Genomic DNA, 18911 nt, shown 5'->3' with positions numbered 1-18911 from the left:
CTCCGTAAGGATCGTTAGGGCAGTATAACCAGCCGTTTCCGTCGCGCTTGGTTGCTCAGCGGTATCGCGTCACAGATGCAGACGGCCACTGGCCACCAGCACCGCATGGCCGGCGATTTTTACCCGCTCGCCGTCGAGCCGGCAGAACAACTCGCCGCCGCGCGCCGAGCATTGAAAGGCATTGAGCTCCGGCTTTGCCAACCGTGCAGCCCAGTAGGGAATCAGGCTGCAATGAATGGAGCCGGTGACCGGGTCTTCATCAATGCCAATGGCCGGGGCGAAGTAGCGGGAGACAAAATCATGCTGCTCGCCCGGCGCGGTCACGATCATGCCCAGCCACGGAAGCTTTGCTACGGCGGCCAGATCGGGCTGGCATTCACGCACTTGCTGCTCGCTCGCCAACACCACCAGCAGCTCCTTGCCGGTATCCAGCACCTCGACAATCGGCCCATTCACCGCCGCCTTGATAGCCGCGCTGGTTTCGATCGCCTGCCCCGGCAGGCTGGAAAATCCAGCACCAGCCGCTTACCTTCGCGGCTAACGCTCAAGGCGCCGGACTGGCAAATAAAGTCCAACTGCGGCGCGGTTTCGCCGTGCAGCTCGAAGAGTGCAAAGGCGCTGGCCAAGGTGGCATGGCCGCACAACGGCACTTCACAGGTCGGGGTAAACCAGCGGATATGCCAGACCGCGCCCTCTTTCACCACGAACGCGGTTTCGGCCAGGTTGTGCTCGGCGGCGATGGCCTGCATGCGCGCCTCGTCCAGCCAGTTGTCCAGGCGATAGACAATCGCCGGGTTGCCGGCAAATGGCGTCTGGGTAAAGGCGTCGATCTGGTGGAAGTCGAGGGACATGAGCGCGCTCCTTGGCATAAAAGGCGCCCAAGATACCGAGATTGAATCGCGCCGGCCTGATACAGCCGGCGCTTATTCGAGCGCTACAGCCCTACATGAAGCAGGGCTAGCCTTCGCTGCGCACCCGCTTCACGGCATCCAGCCAGCCGGCGTAGAGTTTTTCCCGGTGCGCGGTGGCCATCCGCGGGCTAAACAGGTGCTGGCGGTGCCAGTGCTGGGCAATGGATTTCAGATCGGGATAAATACCGGCTTGCAGGCCCGCCAGGTAGGCGACGCCCAACGCCGTGGTTTCGGTGATTTCCGGGCGCTCCACCGGCACGCCGAGGATATCGGCGAGAAACTGCATCACCCAGTTGTTCTCCACCATGCCGCCGTCCACCCGCAACGAGCTGGGCGAAGCCGCGCCGTCCTGGCCCATGGCAACCAGCAGGTCGCGGGTTTGGTAGCACACCGATTGCAGGCCGGCGGTGACGATTTCCTTGATACCGGTATCACGGGTTAAGCCGAAGATCGCGCCACGGGCTTTGGGGTCCCAATACGGCGCGCCCAGGCCGGTAAAAGCCGGCACCAGAAACACGCCGCTGGCGTCACCCGTCTGCTCGGCCAACGCTTCGGTGTCGCGGGCATGGCTGATCAATTTGATGCCATCGCGCAGCCATTGCACCGCCGCGCCAGCGACGAAAATGCTGCCTTCCACGGCATAGGTCACCTCGCCTTTGAGGCGATAACCCACGGTGGTGAGCAGACGGTTTTGCGATACCACCGGCGTTTTGCCGGTGTTCTGAATCATGAAGCAGCCGGTGCCGTAGGTGCTTTTCACCATGCCCGGTTCAAAGCAGGCCTGGCCAACCAGCGCGGCCTGCTGGTCGCCGGCCATGCCCAACACCGGAATGCTCGCGCCAAACCAATTGGTGTCGGTGATGCCGAAGTCGGCCGCGCAGTCGAGCACCTCGGGCAATACGCTTTGCGGAATCTCGAACAACGCCAGCAGGTCGGTATCCCATTGCTGGGTATGGATGTTGAACAGCATGGTGCGCGAGGCGTTGCTGGCGTCGGTTTTGTGCGACTTGCCGCCAGTCAGGCGCCACAGCAGGAAACTGTCGACGGTGCCAAAGCGCAGCTCGCCGCGCTCGGCGCGTTCCTGGGCACCGGGCACGTTGTGCAGAATCCAGCGCAACTTGGTGGCGGAGAAATACGGGTCGATCAGCAGGCCGGTCTTGGCCGCGACGGTCGCTTCATGGCCGGCGTCCTTCAGCCCGGCGCAGTAGTCGGCGGTGCGCCGGTCTTGCCAGACGATAGCCGGGTGGATCGGCGTGCCGGTGGCGGCGTCCCACACCAACGTCGTTTCCCGCTGGTTGGTGATGCCGATGGCGGCGATTTCCGAGGCGTTCAGGCCGCTTTGGCGCAGCGCATCGCGGCAGACTTTCAGGGTGCTGAGCCACAGGTCTTCGCCGTCGTGCTCCACCCAGCCGTCTTTGGGAAAGTACTGTTTGAATTCCTGTTGCGCGCGGGCCACCGGGGAGCCTTGGGCGCTGAATACGATGGCGCGGCTGCTGGTGGTGCCTTGGTCGATGGCAAGAAGGTACTGGGACATCTGCGCTTCCTTGTTATTTTTGGTTATGACATCGCCAGCGGCGAACCTGCTGTTTTATTCGCGGCCAATCGGGGCGAAGGCGCCTTGGCAATGTGAAGCGAGCACCTCGGCCGCCAGCTCCACTTCCAGGCCGCGACGCCCAGCACTTACATGAATGGAGGGAAATTGCTTGGCGCTTTCATCAATAAAGGTGCGCAGACGCTTCTTCTGCCCCAGCGGGCTGATGCCGCCGAGCAAGTACCCCGTGGAACGCTGCGCGGCGGCCGGGTCGGCCATATCGGCTTTTTTCACTCCGGCGGCATGGGCCAGCGCCTTGAGGTCCAGCGTGCCCGCCACCGGCACCACGGCCACCAATAGCTCGCCTTTTTCACTGGCCGCCAGCAAGGTTTTGAACACCCGCGCCGGGTCCAGGCCCAACTTCTCGGCGGCTTCCAAACCGTAGGAAGCCGCCTTGGGGTCGTGGGTGTAACTCAGCACGCGGTGCTCGGCGCGGGCTTTTTTCAACAAGTCGATGGCTGGGGTCATGTTCGAATGTGAAAATTATCTGGCAAAGTTCGCGTACCTTAGAGGCGAACCTGGCAAAAGTCGAGCAGCGCCGCCCGGCCCGGTTCGCTGCTCAACCTGCTTATAATGCCGCGCAAAACAAGGAAGCCCCCATGACCCTGGCGCCCCGGCAGCAAGACATTCTCGACCTCGCCCGCGAACGCGGTTACGTCAGTATCGATGAACTGGCGCAGGCGTTTGCCGTCACCCCGCAAACCATTCGCCGCGATATCAACCAGCTCGCCGGACAAGGCCTGCTGCGCCGCACCCACGGCGGCGCCGCCAGCGAAGCCTCGAGCACCCAGAACACCGCCTACACCATGCGCGCCGGGCTGATGCGCGACGAGAAGCAGCGCATCGCCGAAGCCATCGCCGCCCAGGTGCCGGACCACGCCTCTGTGTTTATCAATATCGGCACCACCACCGAAGCCATCGCCCGCGCCCTGCTCAATCACCGGGGTTTGAAGGTGATCACCAACAACCTGCACGTGGCCGCTCAACTCAGCGACAAGGCCGACTTCGAAGTGTTGGTGGCCGGCGGCACGGTGCGCAGTGACGGCGGCATCGTTGGCCAGACTGCCGTGGATTTTATTCAGCAGTTCAAAGTGGACTTCGCCCTGATGGGCATCAGCGGCATCGACGACGACGGCAGCCTGCTCGACTTCGATTACCAGGAAGTGCGGGTGTCTCAGGCCATTATCGAGAACGCCCGGCACGTGCTGCTGGCGGCCGACTCCAGCAAGTTCGGCCGTAACGCCGTGGTGCGCCTGGGCTCCATCGGCTTGGTGAACCAGCTGTTTACTGATCGCGCTCCCTCGCCTTCCCTTGCTCGCTTGCTTGCGCAACATAAAGTGCAGCTCAAGCTCGTCTGACGCTTATCCCTACACATTAAAAAGAAATGACCGCTTGGCGACCGAACAGGTCGTCCGGCTGGCCAATGGCAAAACATTCGGCTACCATTTTCGGAAACGAACATTCAAACGTTCACTTTCGACTTTTGAGGCCGGCCATGCCCTCCACCCAGAAACCCAGCAGCTCCCTTGCCGAGATCTATGACGTTGCCGTGGTGGGCGGTGGCATCAACGGTGTGGGCATTGCCGCAGACGCGGCGGGCCGTGGCCTTTCTGTGTTCCTTTGCGAAAAAGACGACCTGGCGCAACACACCTCCTCGGCCAGCAGCAAGCTGATCCACGGCGGTCTGCGCTACCTCGAACATTACGAATTCCGCCTGGTGCGCGAAGCCCTCGCCGAACGCGAAGTGCTGCTGGCCAAGGCGCCGCATATCGTCAAACCCATGCGCTTTGTATTGCCTCACCGCCCGCACCTGCGCCCGGCGTGGATGATTCGCATGGGCCTGTTTCTGTATGACCACCTTGGCAAACGCAAACAACTCGCGGGCTCGCGCAGCCTGCGCTTTGGTGCCGGCAGCCCGCTGAAAGCCGAAATCACCCGCGGTTTTGAATACGCCGATTGCTGGGTCGACGACGCCCGCCTGGTGGTGCTCAACGGCATGGCCGCCCGCGAGCAAGGTGCACATATTCACACCCGCACCCGTTGCGTGAGCGCCCGGCGCAGCAAAGGCCTGTGGCATGTGCACCTGGAACGGGCCGATGGCAGCCTCTTTTCGATTCGCGCCCACGCCCTGGTGAACGCCGCCGGCCCGTGGGTAGCGCGCTTTATCAAAGATGACTTGCAGCAGAAATCGCCCTACGGCATCCGTTTGATTCAGGGCAGCCACATCATCGTGCCGCGCCTGTTCGACGGTGAGCAGGCGTACATCCTGCAGAACGAAGACCGCCGTATCGTGTTCGCCATTCCGTATCTGGAGCGCTTCACGCTGATCGGCACGACCGACCGGGAATACCAGGGCGACCCGGCGCAGGTGGCGATTACCGCCGAGGAAACCCAGTACCTGCTGGACGTGGTGAACGCCCACTTCAAACAGAGCATCAGCCAGGCCGACATTCTGCACACCTACTCCGGTGTACGGCCGCTGTGCGATGACGAATCCGACGACCCTTCGGCGGTTACCCGCGATTACACCCTGGCGCTGTCTGCTTCGCCGGGCGAGGCGCCGTTGCTGTCGGTGTTTGGCGGCAAGCTGACCACCTACCGCAAGCTGGCGGAATCGGCGATGGGCCACCTGGCACCGTTCTTCAAACAAATGAAAAGCAGCTGGACAGCCGAAGCCCCGCTACCCGGCGGCGAACAGATGACCAGCCGCAGTGCGTTGGTGGAAGCGCTGTGTGGGCAATATGGTTGGTTGCCAACCCAAGTCGCGCGGCGCTGGGCGAGTACCTACGGCAGCCGCAGCTTCAACATTCTGCAAGGCGCCAATTCGCTGGAAGACCTTGGCGAACATATGGGCGCCGGGCTGTATGCCCGTGAAGTGGATTACCTGTGCCGCGAAGAATGGGCCGGCGATGCCGCCGATATTCTCTGGCGCCGCAGCAAGCTCGGGCTGTTTATGACGCCGGGGCAGCAGGCGCGGTTGAGTACGTATCTCGAAAGTCCGCAGGGGGCGAACGCCGCTTAAATCGAATCTGTGTGTGCTTAGCAAGACCTTGCCCCGCATCTTTGCGGGGCTTTTTTTATATGGCCTCGGTGAAATTTTGTAGGAGCGACCTTGGTCGCGAACCCTGGAAACGACATTCGCGACCGATGTTTGCAGGGTTCGCTAGCATGCTAGCTCCTACAGTTCCCAATCAATACACCGCAATATGCGAATCCGCACGCGGCTCGGTCCCGCCGCATAGCACGCCGGTTTTCGGGTCACGCAAAATAATCTGCCCGCGCCCGTAATCCGTCAGATCACAGGCAATCTCCACCTGATGGCCGCGCCGCGCCAAGGCAAATGCCAAATCCCGCGAAGCGCCCTGCTCTATCCCGACCTTCATCTCCCCCAACCACTGCCAGCGCGGTGCATCCAGCGCTGCCTGCGGGTTAAGGCCGAAATCCACCAGGTTCATCACCATCTGCACATGGCCTTGCGGCTGCATATAGCCGCCCATGACTCCAAACGGCCCCAGGGCTTCGCCGTCTTTGCTCAAGAAGCCAGGAATGATGGTGTGAAAAGTTTTCTTGCCCGGCGCCAGGCTGTTGGCATGGCCGGGGTCGAGGCTGAATTCCGAGCCGCGGTTTTGCAGGGCAATGCCGCTGTCGGGCAGCACTACGCCCGAGCCGAAGCCGTGATAGCAGCTCTGGATAAACGACACCATATTGCCCTCGGCATCCGCCGTGGCCAGATAGACAGTGCCGCTGGCGTGCGGGTCGCCATGCAGCGGTGGCTGTGCGCGCTCGCCGATTTGCGCGCGGCGGCTTTCGATATAGCCGGGGCTGAGCAACTGCTCGACCGCCACGCGCATATGCTCAGGGTCGGTGATGTGGTGCAAGCCGTCGCTGTAAGCGAGTTTCATCGCCTCCAGTTGGCGGTGCCAAGTGAGCTGGCTATCGCGCTGATCGAACTGGAAGCCTTCGAGAATCTTCAGGGTCATCAGGGCAATCAGGCCCTGCCCGCTTGGCGGGATTTCCCAGACGTCGACGCCCCGATAATTGACGCTAATCGGATCGACCCACTTTGGCCGGTAACTCTCCAGATCACTGGCCCGTAGATAGCCGCCGGTGGCTTCCGAATGGGCGGCCAAGCGCTGGGCAATGCTGCCGCGATAAAAGCTTTCGCATTGCGTAGCCGCCAACTCGGCCAACGTTTCAGCCTGCGCCGGGTTACGAAACAGCTCGCCGGCCTTCGGTGCGCCGCCGTCGAGCAGAAAGGTCGAGAACCAGCTTTCCAATACCGGCTGGCGCTCGGGGGTGTATTCCTCAAGGGCTGTCTGCCATTGGTGCGCGACCACCGGCGAGACCGGAAAACCGTCGCGCGCCAGGCTGATGGCCGGCTGCAATAAATCTGCAAATGGCAGCCGACCAAACCGCCGCGATAATTCTGCCCATGCCGCCGGACAACCCGGCACCGTCACCGGCGCCCAGCCATACACCGGCATTTTTTCGTGCCCCGCCGCCTGCATGGCCTCGATGCTCAACGCGTGCGGCGCATGGCCGCTGGCATCCAGACCGTGCAATTGGTTTTTCACCCACACCAGGGCAAAAGCGTCACCGCCAATGCCGCAACCAGTGGGCTCGACCACCGTCAGCGCCGCCGCCGTAGCGATGGCGGCGTCAATGGCGTTGCCACCCTGGCGCAGTATTTCAATTCCCGCCTCGGCCGCCAACGGCTGCGAGGCGGCGACCATGCCGCGCCGGGCGAACACGCTCTGGCGCTGGGAGGGATAGGGGTATTCATGGGCAGAAAACGTCAACATAGGCAGAACTCACACAAGGTAAAAACGTACGTCCGTTTTTTACTTACCGGACTTGATTCGGGTCCACTCACGGGTGATCACACGCTGAATCGCCGGCGGCAGATCGGCCGACACGAACAGCTTGGAAATCACTTCGTCACTCGGGTAGATGCCGGGGTTGTCGCGCACTTCGGGCTTGAGCAGCGCGGTGGCGTCTTTGTTGGGGTTGGCGTAGCCGACGTAGTCACTCACTGGTGCAATCACTTCCGGGCGCAGCAGGTAGTTGATCAGCGCATGGGCGTTTTTGGCGTTGGTCGAGTCTTTCGGGATGGCGATCATGTCAAACCACAGGTTCGCGCCTTCCTTGGGAATCACGTACCGGATGTCCACGCTCTTGCCCGCCTCTTTCGCCCGGGTTTGCGCTTGCATCACATCACCCGAATAACCGATGGCTACGCAGATATCGCCGTTGGCCAGGTCGGTGGTGTATTTCGACGAGCTGAAATAGGTCACCGACGGCCGCAGTTTCTGCAGCAGCGCCGAGGCTTTTTTGTAGTCGTCCGGGTTGGTGCTATTGGGGTTCATGCCCATGTAGTGCATGGCTTGCGGAATGATTTTTACCGGCGCATCGAGCATGGCCACGCCGCAGTTTTTCAGCTTGGCGAGGTTGGCCGGGTCGAACACCAGCGCCCAGGAATCCACCGGCGCATTGGCACCTAATGCGGCGCGCACTTTCTCGACGTTGTAACCAATGCCCAAGGTGCCCCACATATATGGCACGGCGTATTTGTTGCCTGGGTCGGCTTCTTCCAGACGGGCCATCAGGCGCGGGTCGAGGTGCTTCCAGTTGGTGAGCAATTCACGCTGCAACGGCTGGTAGGCGCCGGCCCGGATCTGTTTGGGCAGAAACTGGCTGGAAGGCACCACTAGGTCATAACCCGAATGGCCGGAGAGCAGTTTGGCTTCGAGCATTTCGTTGGTGTCGAAAACGTCGTACTGCACCGGCACGCCGCTGTCTTTCTCGAAGTTCTTGAGGGTGTCCGGGCCGATGTAATCGGACCAGTTGTAGAAGCGGATGGTCTGCTCCGCCGCCTGGGTAGCCGGCAGAATTGCCAGTGCGCAGAACGCGCCCAGCAGTGTGCGTGAAACGGAAGTGCGCGAGCCCATACTGAATATCCTTTGGTGAGGTAATACAGAAAAACCGGGTGATGGGGGGAGCCGTAAGCAACGTTTCAGGAGCCTCAGACTCCTTCTTCAAGAAACCGCACCAGCTCGGGCACGGTGCCTTCGATATGGTCACGCAACACGCGCTCGGCCGTGGCCGCATCGCCGCTGCGAATGGCATCGAGAATTTCGCTGTGTTCTTCGCGGGCGCTCATGGGCTTTTCCGCGTGCTGCAGCCACAGGCGCATATGGGGTTCGATCACGGAATAGAGCGCGGTGATCTGGCGCATCAGCCGCGGGCGTTCGCTCAGGCTGCACAGGTATTCGTGGAACACCCGATGGCGACTAACCCACTCGGCGCTTTCGTCCCGGCATTCGTCCATTTCATCGAGCAGGCGCTCAAGCCGGTTCAAATGGCGCTCGGTCATCTTCGGCACCGCCACGCGCAAGGCCAGGCCTTCCAAGGCGCTGCGCATTTCGAAGACCTCGTGCATCTCCTCGATATTCAGGCCACTGACCACCGCCCCACGGTTGGGCCGCAACGTCACCAAGCCTTCCGCCGCCAAGCGCCGAAACGCCTCGCGCACCGGCATGCGGCTCATGCCGACTTCAGTGGCGATTTCCTCGGCAATCAGGCGGTCGCCGGTGCGGTACTGGCCTTTGCAGATGGCATCGAGCAGAAAGCTGTACACCTCTTCTTCGGCGGTCATGGGTTGTTTCGCGTAGGTGGGGACCAGGTGCATGCGGGGCTATCTCTTGGCTTTTTGGATCCAATTATCCATAGATGCAAATTAGCAAGATGTGGGCCAGGGGTGACTAAAAGTACTTATCCGATTGTTTTTAAAGGATTTAGTTAGAGATCGAGCTAGTGGCGATGGAGATCAAACAGGCACGGATCGCCACATCTCGGTGCGGGTTCGTTACCTCCGCGCACACTTTGCGAAAGTTAAACCCTCTCCCCAGCCCTCTCCCGCAAGCGGGCAGAGGGGGCAAACCGAGTTAGCCGGAAAGAACGCGATTGAGTTCCCCTCTCCCGCTTGCGGGAGAGGGGCTAGGGGAGAGGGTTGAGGCAAACGCAGATTCAACGCGCAAAAAAAACCCGGCAGATTGGGGAATCCACCGGGCCGATACACCCAGGAGCAGGAGTGTGAAGGGAGGAGCAACAAACCAGTGGTTTGGCTCTATCTAAAGAAGCGCACCGTTAAAACCGTCAAGCCACCTGCGCCAACTGCGCCTTAGCCTGATTCAAGCCTTTTTCCATAAATTCGCCACCCAGGTTCAACCCTTCGGCGTGGATAAAACTCACTTCATGAATCCCGACAAACCCCAGCGCCTGACGCAGGTAGGGTTCCTGGTGATCGGCCGTGCTGCCGGCATAGATGCCACCGCGAGAAGTCAGCACAAACGCGCGCTTGCCGGTGAGCAGACCTTGTGGGCCGGTGTCGGTGTATTTGAAGGTGACGCCAGCCCGCAGCACGTGGTCGAGCCACGATTTCAGGGTGCTTGGAATGGTGAAGTTGTACATGGGCGCGGCCAGCACCAGCACGTCGGCGGCCAGCAGTTCATTGGTCAGGGTATTGGAGCGCGCCAATGCGGCTTTTTCGGCGTCGCTCTGCTTGTCGGCCGGGGTCATCCAGCCGCCGAGCAGGTCCATGTCCAGGTGCGGCACTTGCTCAACGGCGAGGTCGCGGACGGTAATGGTGTCGGCGGGGTGAGCGGCCTGCCACTGGGCGATAAATTGCGCGGTGAGTTCGCGGGATACCGAACCCTGTTTGCGGGCGCTGCTTTCAATAACCAAAACCTGGGACATGGGGCTGACTCCATCTGCGTTGTCATTCGATGGAGTAAGACTACGGCCACAGATATTGATTAAAAAGCGTAAAAAACCGCTGCAACCCATCTATTAATTTGATTTATCCCTAAGCAAACTCTAGGCTTCAAACTCAGACAGGATTACACGTGACCTTGATGCGCATCTTGATCACCTGAGAGGTGAAACGGCCGGTGAGTAATGCATCTTTACCCGGCTGCAGGGTGACTTTACGGGTACGTGGCGCTTCCGGCCCGTTGCGGAACACCGCTTTGCATTCCGCTGCTTTCTGGCCGTAGTTGACCAACTGCACCGCCCCCATATTGAAGTCGACCTCCTGGGTTGAAGCGGAAACCTCAGCGCCATTCAGGGTCTTTTCCAGTTCGATGGGAAAAGCCTGCGCGCTCAGGGGCAATACAGCGAAAGGCAGCGCGGCAAAGGCCAAGCACAACATCTTATTTTTATTCATCAGCTGGTCTCCAACAGGGAGCACAGCTTAGGCCAAGAGGAAGCGAGGATGAAAGCGCCCCGGGTAACCCTGGATCAGTGGCGAACCCTGCAAGCGGTGGTCGACCACGGCGGCTTCGCCCAGGCGGCCGAAGCCTTGCACCGTTCGCAGTCGTCGGTGAGCTACACCGTGGCGCGCATGCAGGAGCAGCTTGGCGTGCCGCTGCTGCGGATTGACGGGCGCAAAGCCGTGCTCACCGAAGCCGGCGATGTGCTGCTGCGCCGCTCGCGGCAACTGGTAAAAAACGCCAGCCAGCTCGAAGACCTCGCCCACCATATGGAACAAGGCTGGGAAGCCGAAGTGCGTTTGGTAGTAGACGCCGCCTACCCCACCGCCCGCCTGGTGCGTGCGCTCACCGCGTTTATGCCGCAGAGCCGGGGTTGCCGGGTGCGTTTGCGTGAAGAGGTGTTGTCGGGGGTGGAAGAAGTGTTGAAAGACGGCATCGCTGACCTGGCCATCTGCGGCTTCAACGTGCCCGGTTTTCTCGGCTCGGAAATGAACCCGGTCGAGTTTGTGGCCGTCGCCCACCCGGAACACGCCCTACACCGTCTGCACCGCGAACTCACTTTTCACGACCTTGAATCCCATATGCAGGTGGTGATTCGCGACTCCGGCCGCCAGCAGCCGCGCGACGTCGGCTGGCTCGGCGCCGAGCAGCGCTGGACCCTCGGCAGCCTAGCCACCGCCGCCACCTTCGTGGCCAGCGGCCTGGGCTTTGCCTGGCTGCCGCGGCACCTGATCGAACGTGAATTGCGCGACGGTGTGCTCAAGGAATTGCCGCTGGACCGCGGCGGTAGCCGGCACCCGACCTTCTTCCTTTATACGAACAAGGACAAACCCCTGGGCCCGGCCACGCAGATTCTTATCGAGCTGCTGCGCAACTTCGACGCCGCGCCGCTGGATGCACCCTTCGCCGCCCCCGCCATGCACGGCTGATACGACACTCGCCAGGAGGCTCCCATGCCGTATTTCGACCACGATGAATGCCAGCTTCACTATGAGGCTTACGGTTTCAAAGAGCATGGAACCGGATCGCCGCTGATTCTGGTGCACGGCTTGGGTTCCAGCACTCTGGACTGGGAGTACCAGGTGCCGGTGCTCAGCAAGCATTACCGGGTCATCAGCCTGGATGTGCGCGGCCACGGGCGCTCGGACAAGCCGAACGAGAAATACAGCATTGCCGGCTTTGCCGAAGACGTGGCGGCGCTGATCGAACACCTGAATCTGCCGCCGGTGCACCTGGTGGGCATTTCCATGGGCGGCATGATCGGTTTTCAGGTGGCGGTGGATTACCCGCAGTTGCTGAAAAGTCTGACCATCGTCAACAGCAGCCCCGAAGTGAAAGTGAAACGACCGAAAGATGCGCTGATGGTGGCGCAGCGCTGGGTCATCTCGCGCCTGGTGAGCCTGGAAGTTATCGGCAAGAAACTAGGCCGTTTGCTGTTCCCCAAACCCGAGCAGGTGGAGTTGCGCCTGAAGGTGGAACGGCGCTGGCCCATGAACGACAAACGCGCTTATCTCGCCAGCCTCGACGCCATTATTGGCTGGGGCGTGCGGGAACGACTGGCGCGCATTACCTGTCCTACGCTGGTAGTGACGGCCGACCACGATTACACCCCGGTGGCCGCCAAACAGGCCTACGTAAACGAACTGCCCAACGCCCGCTTGCTGGTGGTGGAAGACTCCCGCCACGCCACACCGATGGATCAACCCGAGTTCTTTAATACGGCGCTACTCGCCTTCCTTGCCGAAGTCGAACAGCAACCGAAATAACGCCAAACAACAACACAAATATCCCCAACAAGGTCTGCCCCCATGTTCAAGAAAGCCACCCTCTTCGCCTGCTCCGTGCTGTTTGCCGGCCACTTGTTCGCTGCAGAGAACACCCACGTTCTACTCACCACCAGCCTCGGCGAAATCGAGATCGAACTGGAAGACGCCAAAGCGCCGATCAGCACCGCCAACTTCCTCGCCTACGTGGATAAAGGCTTCTACAGCAAAACCATTTTTCACCGAGTAATCCCGGGTTTCATGGTTCAAGGCGGTGGTTTCGACACCGATATGCGCCAGAAGAACACCGCCTCGCCGATCAAAAACGAAGCCGACAATGGCCTGCATAACGTGCGCGGCACCCTGGCCATGGCCCGTACCGGCGTGGTCGATTCGGCCACCAGCCAGTTCTTTATCAACCAGAAAGACAACGCCTTCCTCGACCACGGCGGCCGCGACTTCGGCTACGCCGTATTCGGCAAGGTGGTGAAAGGCATGGATATCGTCGACAAGATTTCCCAGGTGCCGACCGGCCGTTATGCCGGCATGAGCGATGTGCCGAATACGCCCGTGCTGATTCTGTCCGCCAAGCGCCTGTAATCCAGATGGCCCATGGATGGGCCATTGCTGCACAGAGAGAGCAACGCAATGTATCGCCGTTTTGAACAACTGATTGATATCTTCCGCCCTGCTCCCAGCGAAGCGCCGCCCACCGATGTATGGCGCTTCTACTTGTACTTCCTGCGCCAGGCCTGGCCCAGCTTCGTCGCCCTGATGGTGATCGGCCTGATCGTCGCGCTGATCGAAGTGGCGTTGTTCAGTTTTCTCGGCGATATCGTCGACTGGGCGCAAAGCACGCCCCCTGCCGAATTCTTCCACCAGCACAGCACCGCCTTGCTGTGGATGGCTGCGGTTACCCTACTGTTGCGGCCCTTGTTCAATGGTCTGCATGGCCTGCTGGTACACCAGACCATCAGCCCCAGCCTGACCAACCTGATCCGCTGGCAAAACCACAGCTACGTGCTCAAGCAGAGCCTGGGGTTTTTCCAGAACGACTTCGCCGGGCGCATCGCCCAACGCATCATGCAAACCGGCAACTCCCTGCGCGACTCGGCTGTGCAAGCCGTGGACGCGCTCTGGCATGTGCTGATCTACGCCATCAGCAGCCTGGTGCTGTTTGCCGAAGCCGACTGGCGCCTGATGCTGCCGCTGCTGGCGTGGATCGTCTGCTATATCGCCTCGCTCGTGTACTTCGTGCCACGGGTAAAAGAACGCTCGGTCATCGCCTCCGAATCGCGCTCCAAACTGATGGGGCGCATCGTTGACGGCTATACCAACATCGCCACCCTCAAGCTGTTCGCCCACACCAATTTCGAGCAGAACTACGCCCGCGAAGCCTTGAAGGAACAGAACGAAACCACGCAAATGGCTGGCCGGGTGGTCACGCTGATGGACGTGGTTATCACGGCCATGAACGGCGCGCTGATCGTCGGCACCACGGGGCTCGCGTTGTGGTTGTGGAGCCAGGGGCTGATCACCGTCGGCGCCATTGCCTTGGCCACGGGCCTGGTAATTCGCCTGATCAATATGTCCGGCTGGATCATGTGGGTGGTCACCGGCATTTTCGAAAATATCGGCACCGTGCAAGACGGCATGCAAACCATCGCCCAGCCGCGCCAAGTGCTCGACATCGCCCAGGCGCCGCGCCTGCAAGTGCCGCAAGGCGCGGTGAGCATGCGCAACGTCAACTTCCACTACGGCAAAGGCAGTGGCGTGATTGGCGGGCTGAACCTGGAGATTGCCGCCGGCGAGAAGATTGGCCTGATCGGGCCGTCCGGCGCCGGTAAATCTACTCTGGTGAACCTGCTGCTGCGCCTGTACGACATTGAAGGTGGCGAGATTCTGATTGATGGCCAGAACATCGCCGAAGTAGCCCAGGAAACTCTGCGCGAACGCATCGGCATGGTGACGCAAGACACCTCGCTGCTGCACCGCTCCATCCGCGACAACCTGCTATACGGCAAGCCGGACGCCACCGACGCCGAGCTTTGGGAAGCCGTGCGTAAAGCGCGAGCCAGCGAGTTTATTCCCGAGCTGTCGGATGCCCAGGGCCGGTTTGGTTTCGATGCCCATGTGGGTGAGCGCGGGGTCAAACTCTCCGGCGGCCAACGCCAGCGCATCGCTATTGCCCGGGTACTGCTCAAAGACGCGCCGATCCTGATCCTCGACGAAGCCACCTCGGCGCTCGACTCTGAAGTGGAAGCCGCCATTCAGGAAAGCCTCGACAGCCTCATGCAAGGCAAAACCGTGATCGCCATCGCCCACCGCCTCTCCACCATCGCCCGCATGGACCGTTTGGTTGTGCTGGATAAAGGAAGGATTGCCGAGAGCGGCACGCATTCGGAACTGCTGGCGCAGAAAGGGTTGTATGCGCGGCTGTGGCATCACCAGACGGGTGGGTTTGTCGGGATTGATTGATTGCCCGTGCAGGCCAATCGAGCCCCGCACGATGTGTGGGGCCGCCTAGGCGAGCGCAGCGAAACCCAGCATTTTGCGAATCGATGGGTTTCGCTTACAGCTCTACCCATCCTACGGCCGTATAATTAGATAGCCTGCTAACAATATCGATATCAGTGATCTGCACTACAACCAGCATTGATTTCTCCTAAGCCGCCGCAACTGGTCAGATAGCACCATCTCCACCGCTATTGAGACCGCCATCATGAAACCCCTTGCCATCGCCGCCTTTGCTCTGCTTGCCGCCACCCCGTTCGTGTTTGCGCAAACCTCGCAGCCCAACACCGCCAAAGCCGGCGCCAACATTCCAGCCGTCGAGTACCAATACGGCATGCAACTGGACGTGAAGAAAGTGCTGTCGATGACCGACGTGTCCAATGTCGCAGGTGTAGTGCCGGTGACCATGGTTTACGAAGACAGCCACGGCCAGGTGCAGAAAGTTAAATACCTGGAGCTCGGCGGCGCTGATGACCACAGCTAGAGGCCGCGTCATTGCTCGCTCTTACTGCTAAAAGAGCGAGCGAAGGCTCAAGCACGGGCATTTCCGACGAAAGATAGCTTGCTTCCGATTTCAATTGATCATAGTCTCAAAGCGCGACAACTTGTCGCACCCAGAGCCACAGCAGTGAAGAGAGCCACAATCCAAGCCTTCCCGCCGTACCCGAAGGTTTCAGTTGCCGCTTTCATTCGACCCCCCGACCGTTGAGGAAAGACCATCATGAAAATAGCGTCACTGGTTACAGCCGTTCTCTCCGGGTTCGCCCCGAGTGTATTTGCCGATGACCTAAACCCGAGTCCCGGTGCCGGCCTGCCGACCGAGACTTACCATTACGGTATGAAAGTCGATGTCGCCAAAGTGCTGCACCGTACCGACAACTCCGACAAAGCCGGCGTCGTGCCCGTCATCGTCGTGTACGAAGACAGCCTCGGCGAAGTACACAAATTGAAGTATCAGGAATGGGGCGGCCGCGTGCAGCACAGCTGAGCGCCTGCCATGAACCGTAGGATGGGTAGAGCCGAAGGCGAAACCCATCGTTACGCGTTTTACGAATCCGTATTTTCCTGCTTGAACGGCAAGAGGCTTCTCGCCTCCTCCGCATACGCCCGAATCCCCTCCCGCTCATCCTGCAGAAAACCCGCCACTGCATCGCGCAGCCCTGGGTGACAGAGGTAATGCCAGGACTGGGTAATCACCGGCTCAAACCCGCGAATCAACTTGTGCTCGCCCTGAGCGCCAGCATCGAAACGCTGCAAACCCTGGCTGATCGCATAGTCCATGCCCTGGTAAAAACAGGTCTCGAAATGCAGCCGATCAAACTCCGCCAAGCAACCCCAATAACGTCCATACAAACTGTCGCCGCCGACCAGGCTGAAGGCCATGGCCACCGGCCGTGAGCCCTGAATGGCGAACACCACGCGAATGGCTTCAGGCATGCGCTCGGCCAACAGGCTGAAAAACGCGCGAGTGAGATACGGCGACTGGCCGCGCACCGCGTAGGTATTGGCGTAGCACGCGTAGACAAAGTCCCACTGCGCCTCGCTGAGCTGCGCACCTTCGTACCACTCGAAACCAATCCCCTGCCCCGCCACCTGCTCGCGTTCCTTGCGCATTTGCTTGCGTTTGCGCGAGGCCAGCACGTCGAGGAAATCGGCGAAATCCCGGTAACCGCGATTGCGCCAATGAAACTGGCAGCCCAGGCGCTGCAGCCAGTTCTCCCGGCCATCGAGCAAGGCATTGGCCAGGTCATCGGTGAAGTTGATATGCAGGCTGGAAAGGCCTTGGGCCGGCAAGTCTTCAACTAACTGGTTGAGCAATTGCGAGGCGCTGTCTGGCAAACCGAGCAAGCGCGGCCCGGTCACCGGCGAGAACGGCACGGCGCCGAGCAGCTTGGGGTAATAACGAATGCCGGCGCGCTGGCAGGCATCGGCCCAGCCGTGGTCGAACACGTACTCGCCGTAGGAGTGACTTTTCAAATAGGCCGGCAGCGCGGCCTGCAACTCGCCCTGCTCGCTCAGCCACACCCGATGCGACGCCCGCCAACCGCTGCGCCCGCCGATACTGCCGCTGTCTTCCAGGCTGGAGAGAAACGCGTGGCGCAGAAACGGCTGCGACTCGGGCAGTAATGCATCCCAGGCTTCAGCAGAGATAGCGGACAGCGAGTCGAGAATTTGCACAGGCATGGGCGGGTCCACAGCGGGTTAGACGGCTTGGCCATCATAACGGCAGGCTGCCTGGCACAGTCAAAATCAAAAACTGCGCCCATAAAAAAGCCCCGCCGAAGCGGGGCTATAAAAGGAGCAGAACCTTTGTTGCGTAGAGCTACTACTTAGAACACGTATTGAGCGCGGATCACGAAGCCGTCGCCGTCGTCATCACCATTGATGTTGGTGATCTTGTCGGTTTTGACCTTGGTGTACATGCCGCTGATTTTTACTGCTTCGTTGGCGTACCAGTTCACACCCAGGTTGTGCACTTTGGCCGAGGTGTCATCAGCTTCGCGCAGGAAGGTACCGGTGGTAGCCGTTACAGCGGTGTCGTTATCCACGTTCAGGCTGTCGTAGCGGTAGTAGATTTCCCAGGCACCAATTTCCTTGTTGGCTGGTTTCACCGCGTCGAATTTGCCCATTTTGTAGCCACGCGCTTCACCGGTCAGGGTGTAGGCGGCTTGAACGTAGTAGCCGTCGCCTTTCAGGTCATCCTGAGCGCCGTCAGACTCGGTCTTACGGTTGAAGTATTCGCCCTGCAGGGAGAAAGGACCGGTTGCCCAGGCAGCTTCAACACCGTACGCCTTGTCTTGGTCCCAGAACTGGGTAGCGCTGTTGGTACCGCCGAATACGGCGCGGTTACCCAGGTTGCCAGCAGCGTTGCCGCCGTTGGTATCAACGCCACGCATGCCCAGACGGGAGCGGAAACGTACGTCAGCACCGGCTACGTCTTTAAGGTCACGCTGAGCGACGTTCAGACCGAAGTGCAGAACGTTACCGGCTTCAGCGAACGGAGCGACCACGAAACGGCCGTTGAATTGCTTAACGCTTTCGCCGTCGGTGTCGTTGGCGTCTTTGCTGGTCAAGCTAGTGGAGGCGTAGCCCCAGTTGCTGATCAGGTACTGCACTTGCAGACCGAGGCCGTCTTGGTGGGTGTTAACCCAGTCCAGGGTTTCGGAGGCGGCGCTACGTTCCAGAGCAGTTACCCACTTGGAGCTGGTAGCTTTTTCCAGACCGAAATCCGGGTCGAAACGGCCAGCACGGATGGTCAGCGGAGCAAAGCCGGTGTAGCTGAAGGAGGCTTCGTCGAAGTTACCGCTGCTCGGAGCGCCAGAGCTGTTGCCGGAGTTTTCCGAGAAGTCGTAGTTAATCTGGTAGGCCCAGTCGGTGTACGCAACACCGCCCAGTTCCAGGTAGGCGCGGCGGAAGTAGGCAGCGTCACCGTTGTCGCCGTTCTTGGTGTAGAAGCCGTCGAAGCTGCTGTAGTCGGCTTGAACACGACCGCCCAGCTTGAAGCTGAACGATTTGTCAGTAGTAGCCACTTCAAGGCCACCTTTAGTTTTTACAACGATGTCAGCGCCGTCAGTAGTAACGGTACCGGCGAAAGCCTGGGCGGAAATGGCCAGGGCCAGGGCGCTGGCGGCAAAACCGGCGAAGTGCTTACGGATCATCGAAGAATTCCCCTATTGGTCTTTGAAATACACCCGAGCGGCTGGCTCGTTTGTGCTGGGGGGAATACTGGCGGGGGGTTATTTCAGCTCAGTTGCTTTTATATAAATGTTTTATGACAAAGGAACTTTTTTACTCCGAATAGGAATATGCATTTAGAAGCTCTAGGACGCACCTTTCAGCCTATTTTCTGGCACCCCGCCAG

At 60.2% G+C, this 18911-nt stretch carries 17 protein-coding genes and 1 pseudogene; 8 read left to right on the top strand and 10 right to left on the bottom strand.

The window, feature by feature from the left end; translation table 11 throughout:
• Window positions 1-69 precede the first annotated feature (69 nt).
• The 3 genes and pseudogenes from AC0V2S_RS12625 to ybaK all read right to left on the bottom strand — a co-directional run bounded on the left by AC0V2S_RS12625 (window position 70) and on the right by ybaK (window position 2970).
• Window positions 70-851, bottom strand: a pseudogene (locus tag AC0V2S_RS12625) (PhzF family phenazine biosynthesis protein).
• Window positions 852-957: 106 nt separating this feature from the next.
• Window positions 958-2445, bottom strand: a complete 1488-nt coding sequence (glpK, locus tag AC0V2S_RS12620; protein ID WP_475510037.1) for a glycerol kinase GlpK — start codon at window positions 2443-2445, stop codon at window positions 958-960.
• Window positions 2446-2499: 54 nt separating this feature from the next.
• The gene (gene ybaK, locus AC0V2S_RS12615; RefSeq protein WP_475510036.1) at window positions 2500-2970 is read right to left on the bottom strand and encodes a Cys-tRNA(Pro) deacylase; all 471 of its coding nucleotides are present in this window, start codon (window positions 2968-2970) and stop codon (window positions 2500-2502) included.
• Window positions 2971-3101: 131 nt separating this feature from the next.
• Here ybaK and AC0V2S_RS12610 point away from each other — a divergent pair, with 131 nt between their 5' ends.
• Both AC0V2S_RS12610 and glpD read left to right on the top strand, forming a co-directional pair.
• The gene (locus tag AC0V2S_RS12610; RefSeq protein ID WP_475510035.1) at window positions 3102-3860 is read left to right on the top strand and encodes a DeoR/GlpR family DNA-binding transcription regulator; all 759 of its coding nucleotides are present in this window, start codon (window positions 3102-3104) and stop codon (window positions 3858-3860) included.
• 137 nt (window positions 3861-3997) lie between these two features.
• On the top strand, window positions 3998-5524 hold the full coding sequence (gene glpD, locus AC0V2S_RS12605) for a glycerol-3-phosphate dehydrogenase (protein ID WP_475510034.1): 1527 nt from the start codon (window positions 3998-4000) through the stop codon (window positions 5522-5524).
• Between the two features lie 169 nt (window positions 5525-5693).
• On the opposite strand, the gene AC0V2S_RS12600 is transcribed toward glpD, so the two are convergent.
• From AC0V2S_RS12600 to AC0V2S_RS12580, 5 genes are all read right to left on the bottom strand, one after another.
• Window positions 5694-7304, bottom strand: coding sequence for a gamma-glutamyltransferase family protein (locus AC0V2S_RS12600; protein WP_475510033.1), 1611 nt, complete (start codon window positions 7302-7304; stop codon window positions 5694-5696).
• 39 nt (window positions 7305-7343) lie between these two features.
• Window positions 7344-8450: a polyamine ABC transporter substrate-binding protein gene (locus tag AC0V2S_RS12595; RefSeq protein ID WP_475510032.1), complete on the bottom strand. Its 1107-nt coding sequence runs from the start codon at window positions 8448-8450 to the stop codon at window positions 7344-7346.
• A 74-nt stretch (window positions 8451-8524) separates the two neighbouring features.
• Window positions 8525-9190, bottom strand: a complete 666-nt coding sequence (locus AC0V2S_RS12590; protein ID WP_475510031.1) for a GntR family transcriptional regulator — start codon at window positions 9188-9190, stop codon at window positions 8525-8527.
• Window positions 9191-9657: 467 nt separating this feature from the next.
• Window positions 9658-10257, bottom strand: a complete 600-nt coding sequence (locus tag AC0V2S_RS12585; protein WP_475510030.1) for an FMN-dependent NADH-azoreductase — start codon at window positions 10255-10257, stop codon at window positions 9658-9660.
• Between the two features lie 133 nt (window positions 10258-10390).
• A complete protein-coding gene (locus AC0V2S_RS12580; protein ID WP_475510029.1) occupies window positions 10391-10726 on the bottom strand; it encodes a 3-phosphoglycerate kinase in 336 nt (111 codons plus the stop codon).
• A 48-nt stretch (window positions 10727-10774) separates the two neighbouring features.
• On the opposite strand from AC0V2S_RS12580, the gene AC0V2S_RS12575 reads away from it, so the two are divergent.
• From AC0V2S_RS12575 to AC0V2S_RS12550, 6 genes are all read left to right on the top strand, one after another.
• Window positions 10775-11701: a LysR family transcriptional regulator gene (locus AC0V2S_RS12575; protein ID WP_475510028.1), complete on the top strand. Its 927-nt coding sequence runs from the start codon at window positions 10775-10777 to the stop codon at window positions 11699-11701.
• A gap of 24 nt (window positions 11702-11725) precedes the next feature.
• Window positions 11726-12538: an alpha/beta fold hydrolase gene (locus AC0V2S_RS12570; RefSeq protein WP_475510027.1), complete on the top strand. Its 813-nt coding sequence runs from the start codon at window positions 11726-11728 to the stop codon at window positions 12536-12538.
• 42 nt (window positions 12539-12580) lie between these two features.
• On the top strand, window positions 12581-13135 hold the full coding sequence (locus AC0V2S_RS12565; RefSeq protein WP_475510026.1) for a peptidylprolyl isomerase: 555 nt from the start codon (window positions 12581-12583) through the stop codon (window positions 13133-13135).
• Window positions 13136-13183: 48 nt separating this feature from the next.
• On the top strand, window positions 13184-15013 hold the full coding sequence (locus AC0V2S_RS12560) for an ABC transporter ATP-binding protein (protein ID WP_475510025.1): 1830 nt from the start codon (window positions 13184-13186) through the stop codon (window positions 15011-15013).
• A 244-nt stretch (window positions 15014-15257) separates the two neighbouring features.
• The gene (locus AC0V2S_RS12555; protein WP_475510024.1) at window positions 15258-15533 is read left to right on the top strand and encodes a DUF2790 domain-containing protein; all 276 of its coding nucleotides are present in this window, start codon (window positions 15258-15260) and stop codon (window positions 15531-15533) included.
• A 237-nt stretch (window positions 15534-15770) separates the two neighbouring features.
• The gene (locus tag AC0V2S_RS12550; protein WP_475510023.1) at window positions 15771-16037 is read left to right on the top strand and encodes a DUF2790 domain-containing protein; all 267 of its coding nucleotides are present in this window, start codon (window positions 15771-15773) and stop codon (window positions 16035-16037) included.
• A gap of 59 nt (window positions 16038-16096) precedes the next feature.
• On the opposite strand, the gene AC0V2S_RS12545 is transcribed toward AC0V2S_RS12550, so the two are convergent.
• Together AC0V2S_RS12545 and AC0V2S_RS12540 are read right to left on the bottom strand one after the other, a co-directional pair.
• Window positions 16097-17233, bottom strand: a complete 1137-nt coding sequence (locus tag AC0V2S_RS12545) for a GNAT family N-acetyltransferase (protein ID WP_475510022.1) — start codon at window positions 17231-17233, stop codon at window positions 16097-16099.
• Between the two features lie 146 nt (window positions 17234-17379).
• The gene (locus AC0V2S_RS12540) at window positions 17380-18708 is read right to left on the bottom strand and encodes an OprO/OprP family phosphate-selective porin (protein ID WP_475510021.1); all 1329 of its coding nucleotides are present in this window, start codon (window positions 18706-18708) and stop codon (window positions 17380-17382) included.
• Between the last annotated feature and the right edge of the window lie 203 nt (window positions 18709-18911).

Source organism: Pseudomonas sp. CC11G (assembly GCF_056174845.1).
The sequence above is the reverse complement of the archived record's forward strand: the minus strand, read 5'-3'. Positions and strand labels throughout refer to the sequence as shown.

Excerpts from the sequence above, each read along its gene's own strand:
- glpK (WP_475510037.1), bottom strand. The coding sequence starts at position 2,445 with ATGTCCCAGTACCTTCTTGCCATCGACCAAGGCACCACCAGCAGCCGC.
- ybaK (WP_475510036.1), bottom strand. The coding sequence starts at position 2,970 with ATGACCCCAGCCATCGACTTGTTGAAAAAAGCCCGCGCCGAGCACCGC.
- AC0V2S_RS12610 (WP_475510035.1), top strand. The coding sequence starts at position 3,102 with ATGACCCTGGCGCCCCGGCAGCAAGACATTCTCGACCTCGCCCGCGAA.
- glpD (WP_475510034.1), top strand. The coding sequence starts at position 3,998 with ATGCCCTCCACCCAGAAACCCAGCAGCTCCCTTGCCGAGATCTATGAC.
- AC0V2S_RS12600 (WP_475510033.1), bottom strand. The coding sequence starts at position 7,304 with ATGTTGACGTTTTCTGCCCATGAATACCCCTATCCCTCCCAGCGCCAG.
- AC0V2S_RS12595 (WP_475510032.1), bottom strand. The coding sequence starts at position 8,450 with ATGGGCTCGCGCACTTCCGTTTCACGCACACTGCTGGGCGCGTTCTGC.
- AC0V2S_RS12590 (WP_475510031.1), bottom strand. The coding sequence starts at position 9,190 with ATGCACCTGGTCCCCACCTACGCGAAACAACCCATGACCGCCGAAGAA.
- AC0V2S_RS12585 (WP_475510030.1), bottom strand. The coding sequence starts at position 10,257 with ATGTCCCAGGTTTTGGTTATTGAAAGCAGCGCCCGCAAACAGGGTTCG.
- AC0V2S_RS12580 (WP_475510029.1), bottom strand. The coding sequence starts at position 10,726 with ATGAATAAAAATAAGATGTTGTGCTTGGCCTTTGCCGCGCTGCCTTTC.
- AC0V2S_RS12575 (WP_475510028.1), top strand. The coding sequence starts at position 10,775 with ATGAAAGCGCCCCGGGTAACCCTGGATCAGTGGCGAACCCTGCAAGCG.
- AC0V2S_RS12570 (WP_475510027.1), top strand. The coding sequence starts at position 11,726 with ATGCCGTATTTCGACCACGATGAATGCCAGCTTCACTATGAGGCTTAC.
- AC0V2S_RS12565 (WP_475510026.1), top strand. The coding sequence starts at position 12,581 with ATGTTCAAGAAAGCCACCCTCTTCGCCTGCTCCGTGCTGTTTGCCGGC.
- AC0V2S_RS12560 (WP_475510025.1), top strand. The coding sequence starts at position 13,184 with ATGTATCGCCGTTTTGAACAACTGATTGATATCTTCCGCCCTGCTCCC.
- AC0V2S_RS12555 (WP_475510024.1), top strand. The coding sequence starts at position 15,258 with ATGAAACCCCTTGCCATCGCCGCCTTTGCTCTGCTTGCCGCCACCCCG.
- AC0V2S_RS12550 (WP_475510023.1), top strand. The coding sequence starts at position 15,771 with ATGAAAATAGCGTCACTGGTTACAGCCGTTCTCTCCGGGTTCGCCCCG.
- AC0V2S_RS12545 (WP_475510022.1), bottom strand. The coding sequence starts at position 17,233 with ATGCCTGTGCAAATTCTCGACTCGCTGTCCGCTATCTCTGCTGAAGCC.
- AC0V2S_RS12540 (WP_475510021.1), bottom strand. The coding sequence starts at position 18,708 with ATGATCCGTAAGCACTTCGCCGGTTTTGCCGCCAGCGCCCTGGCCCTG.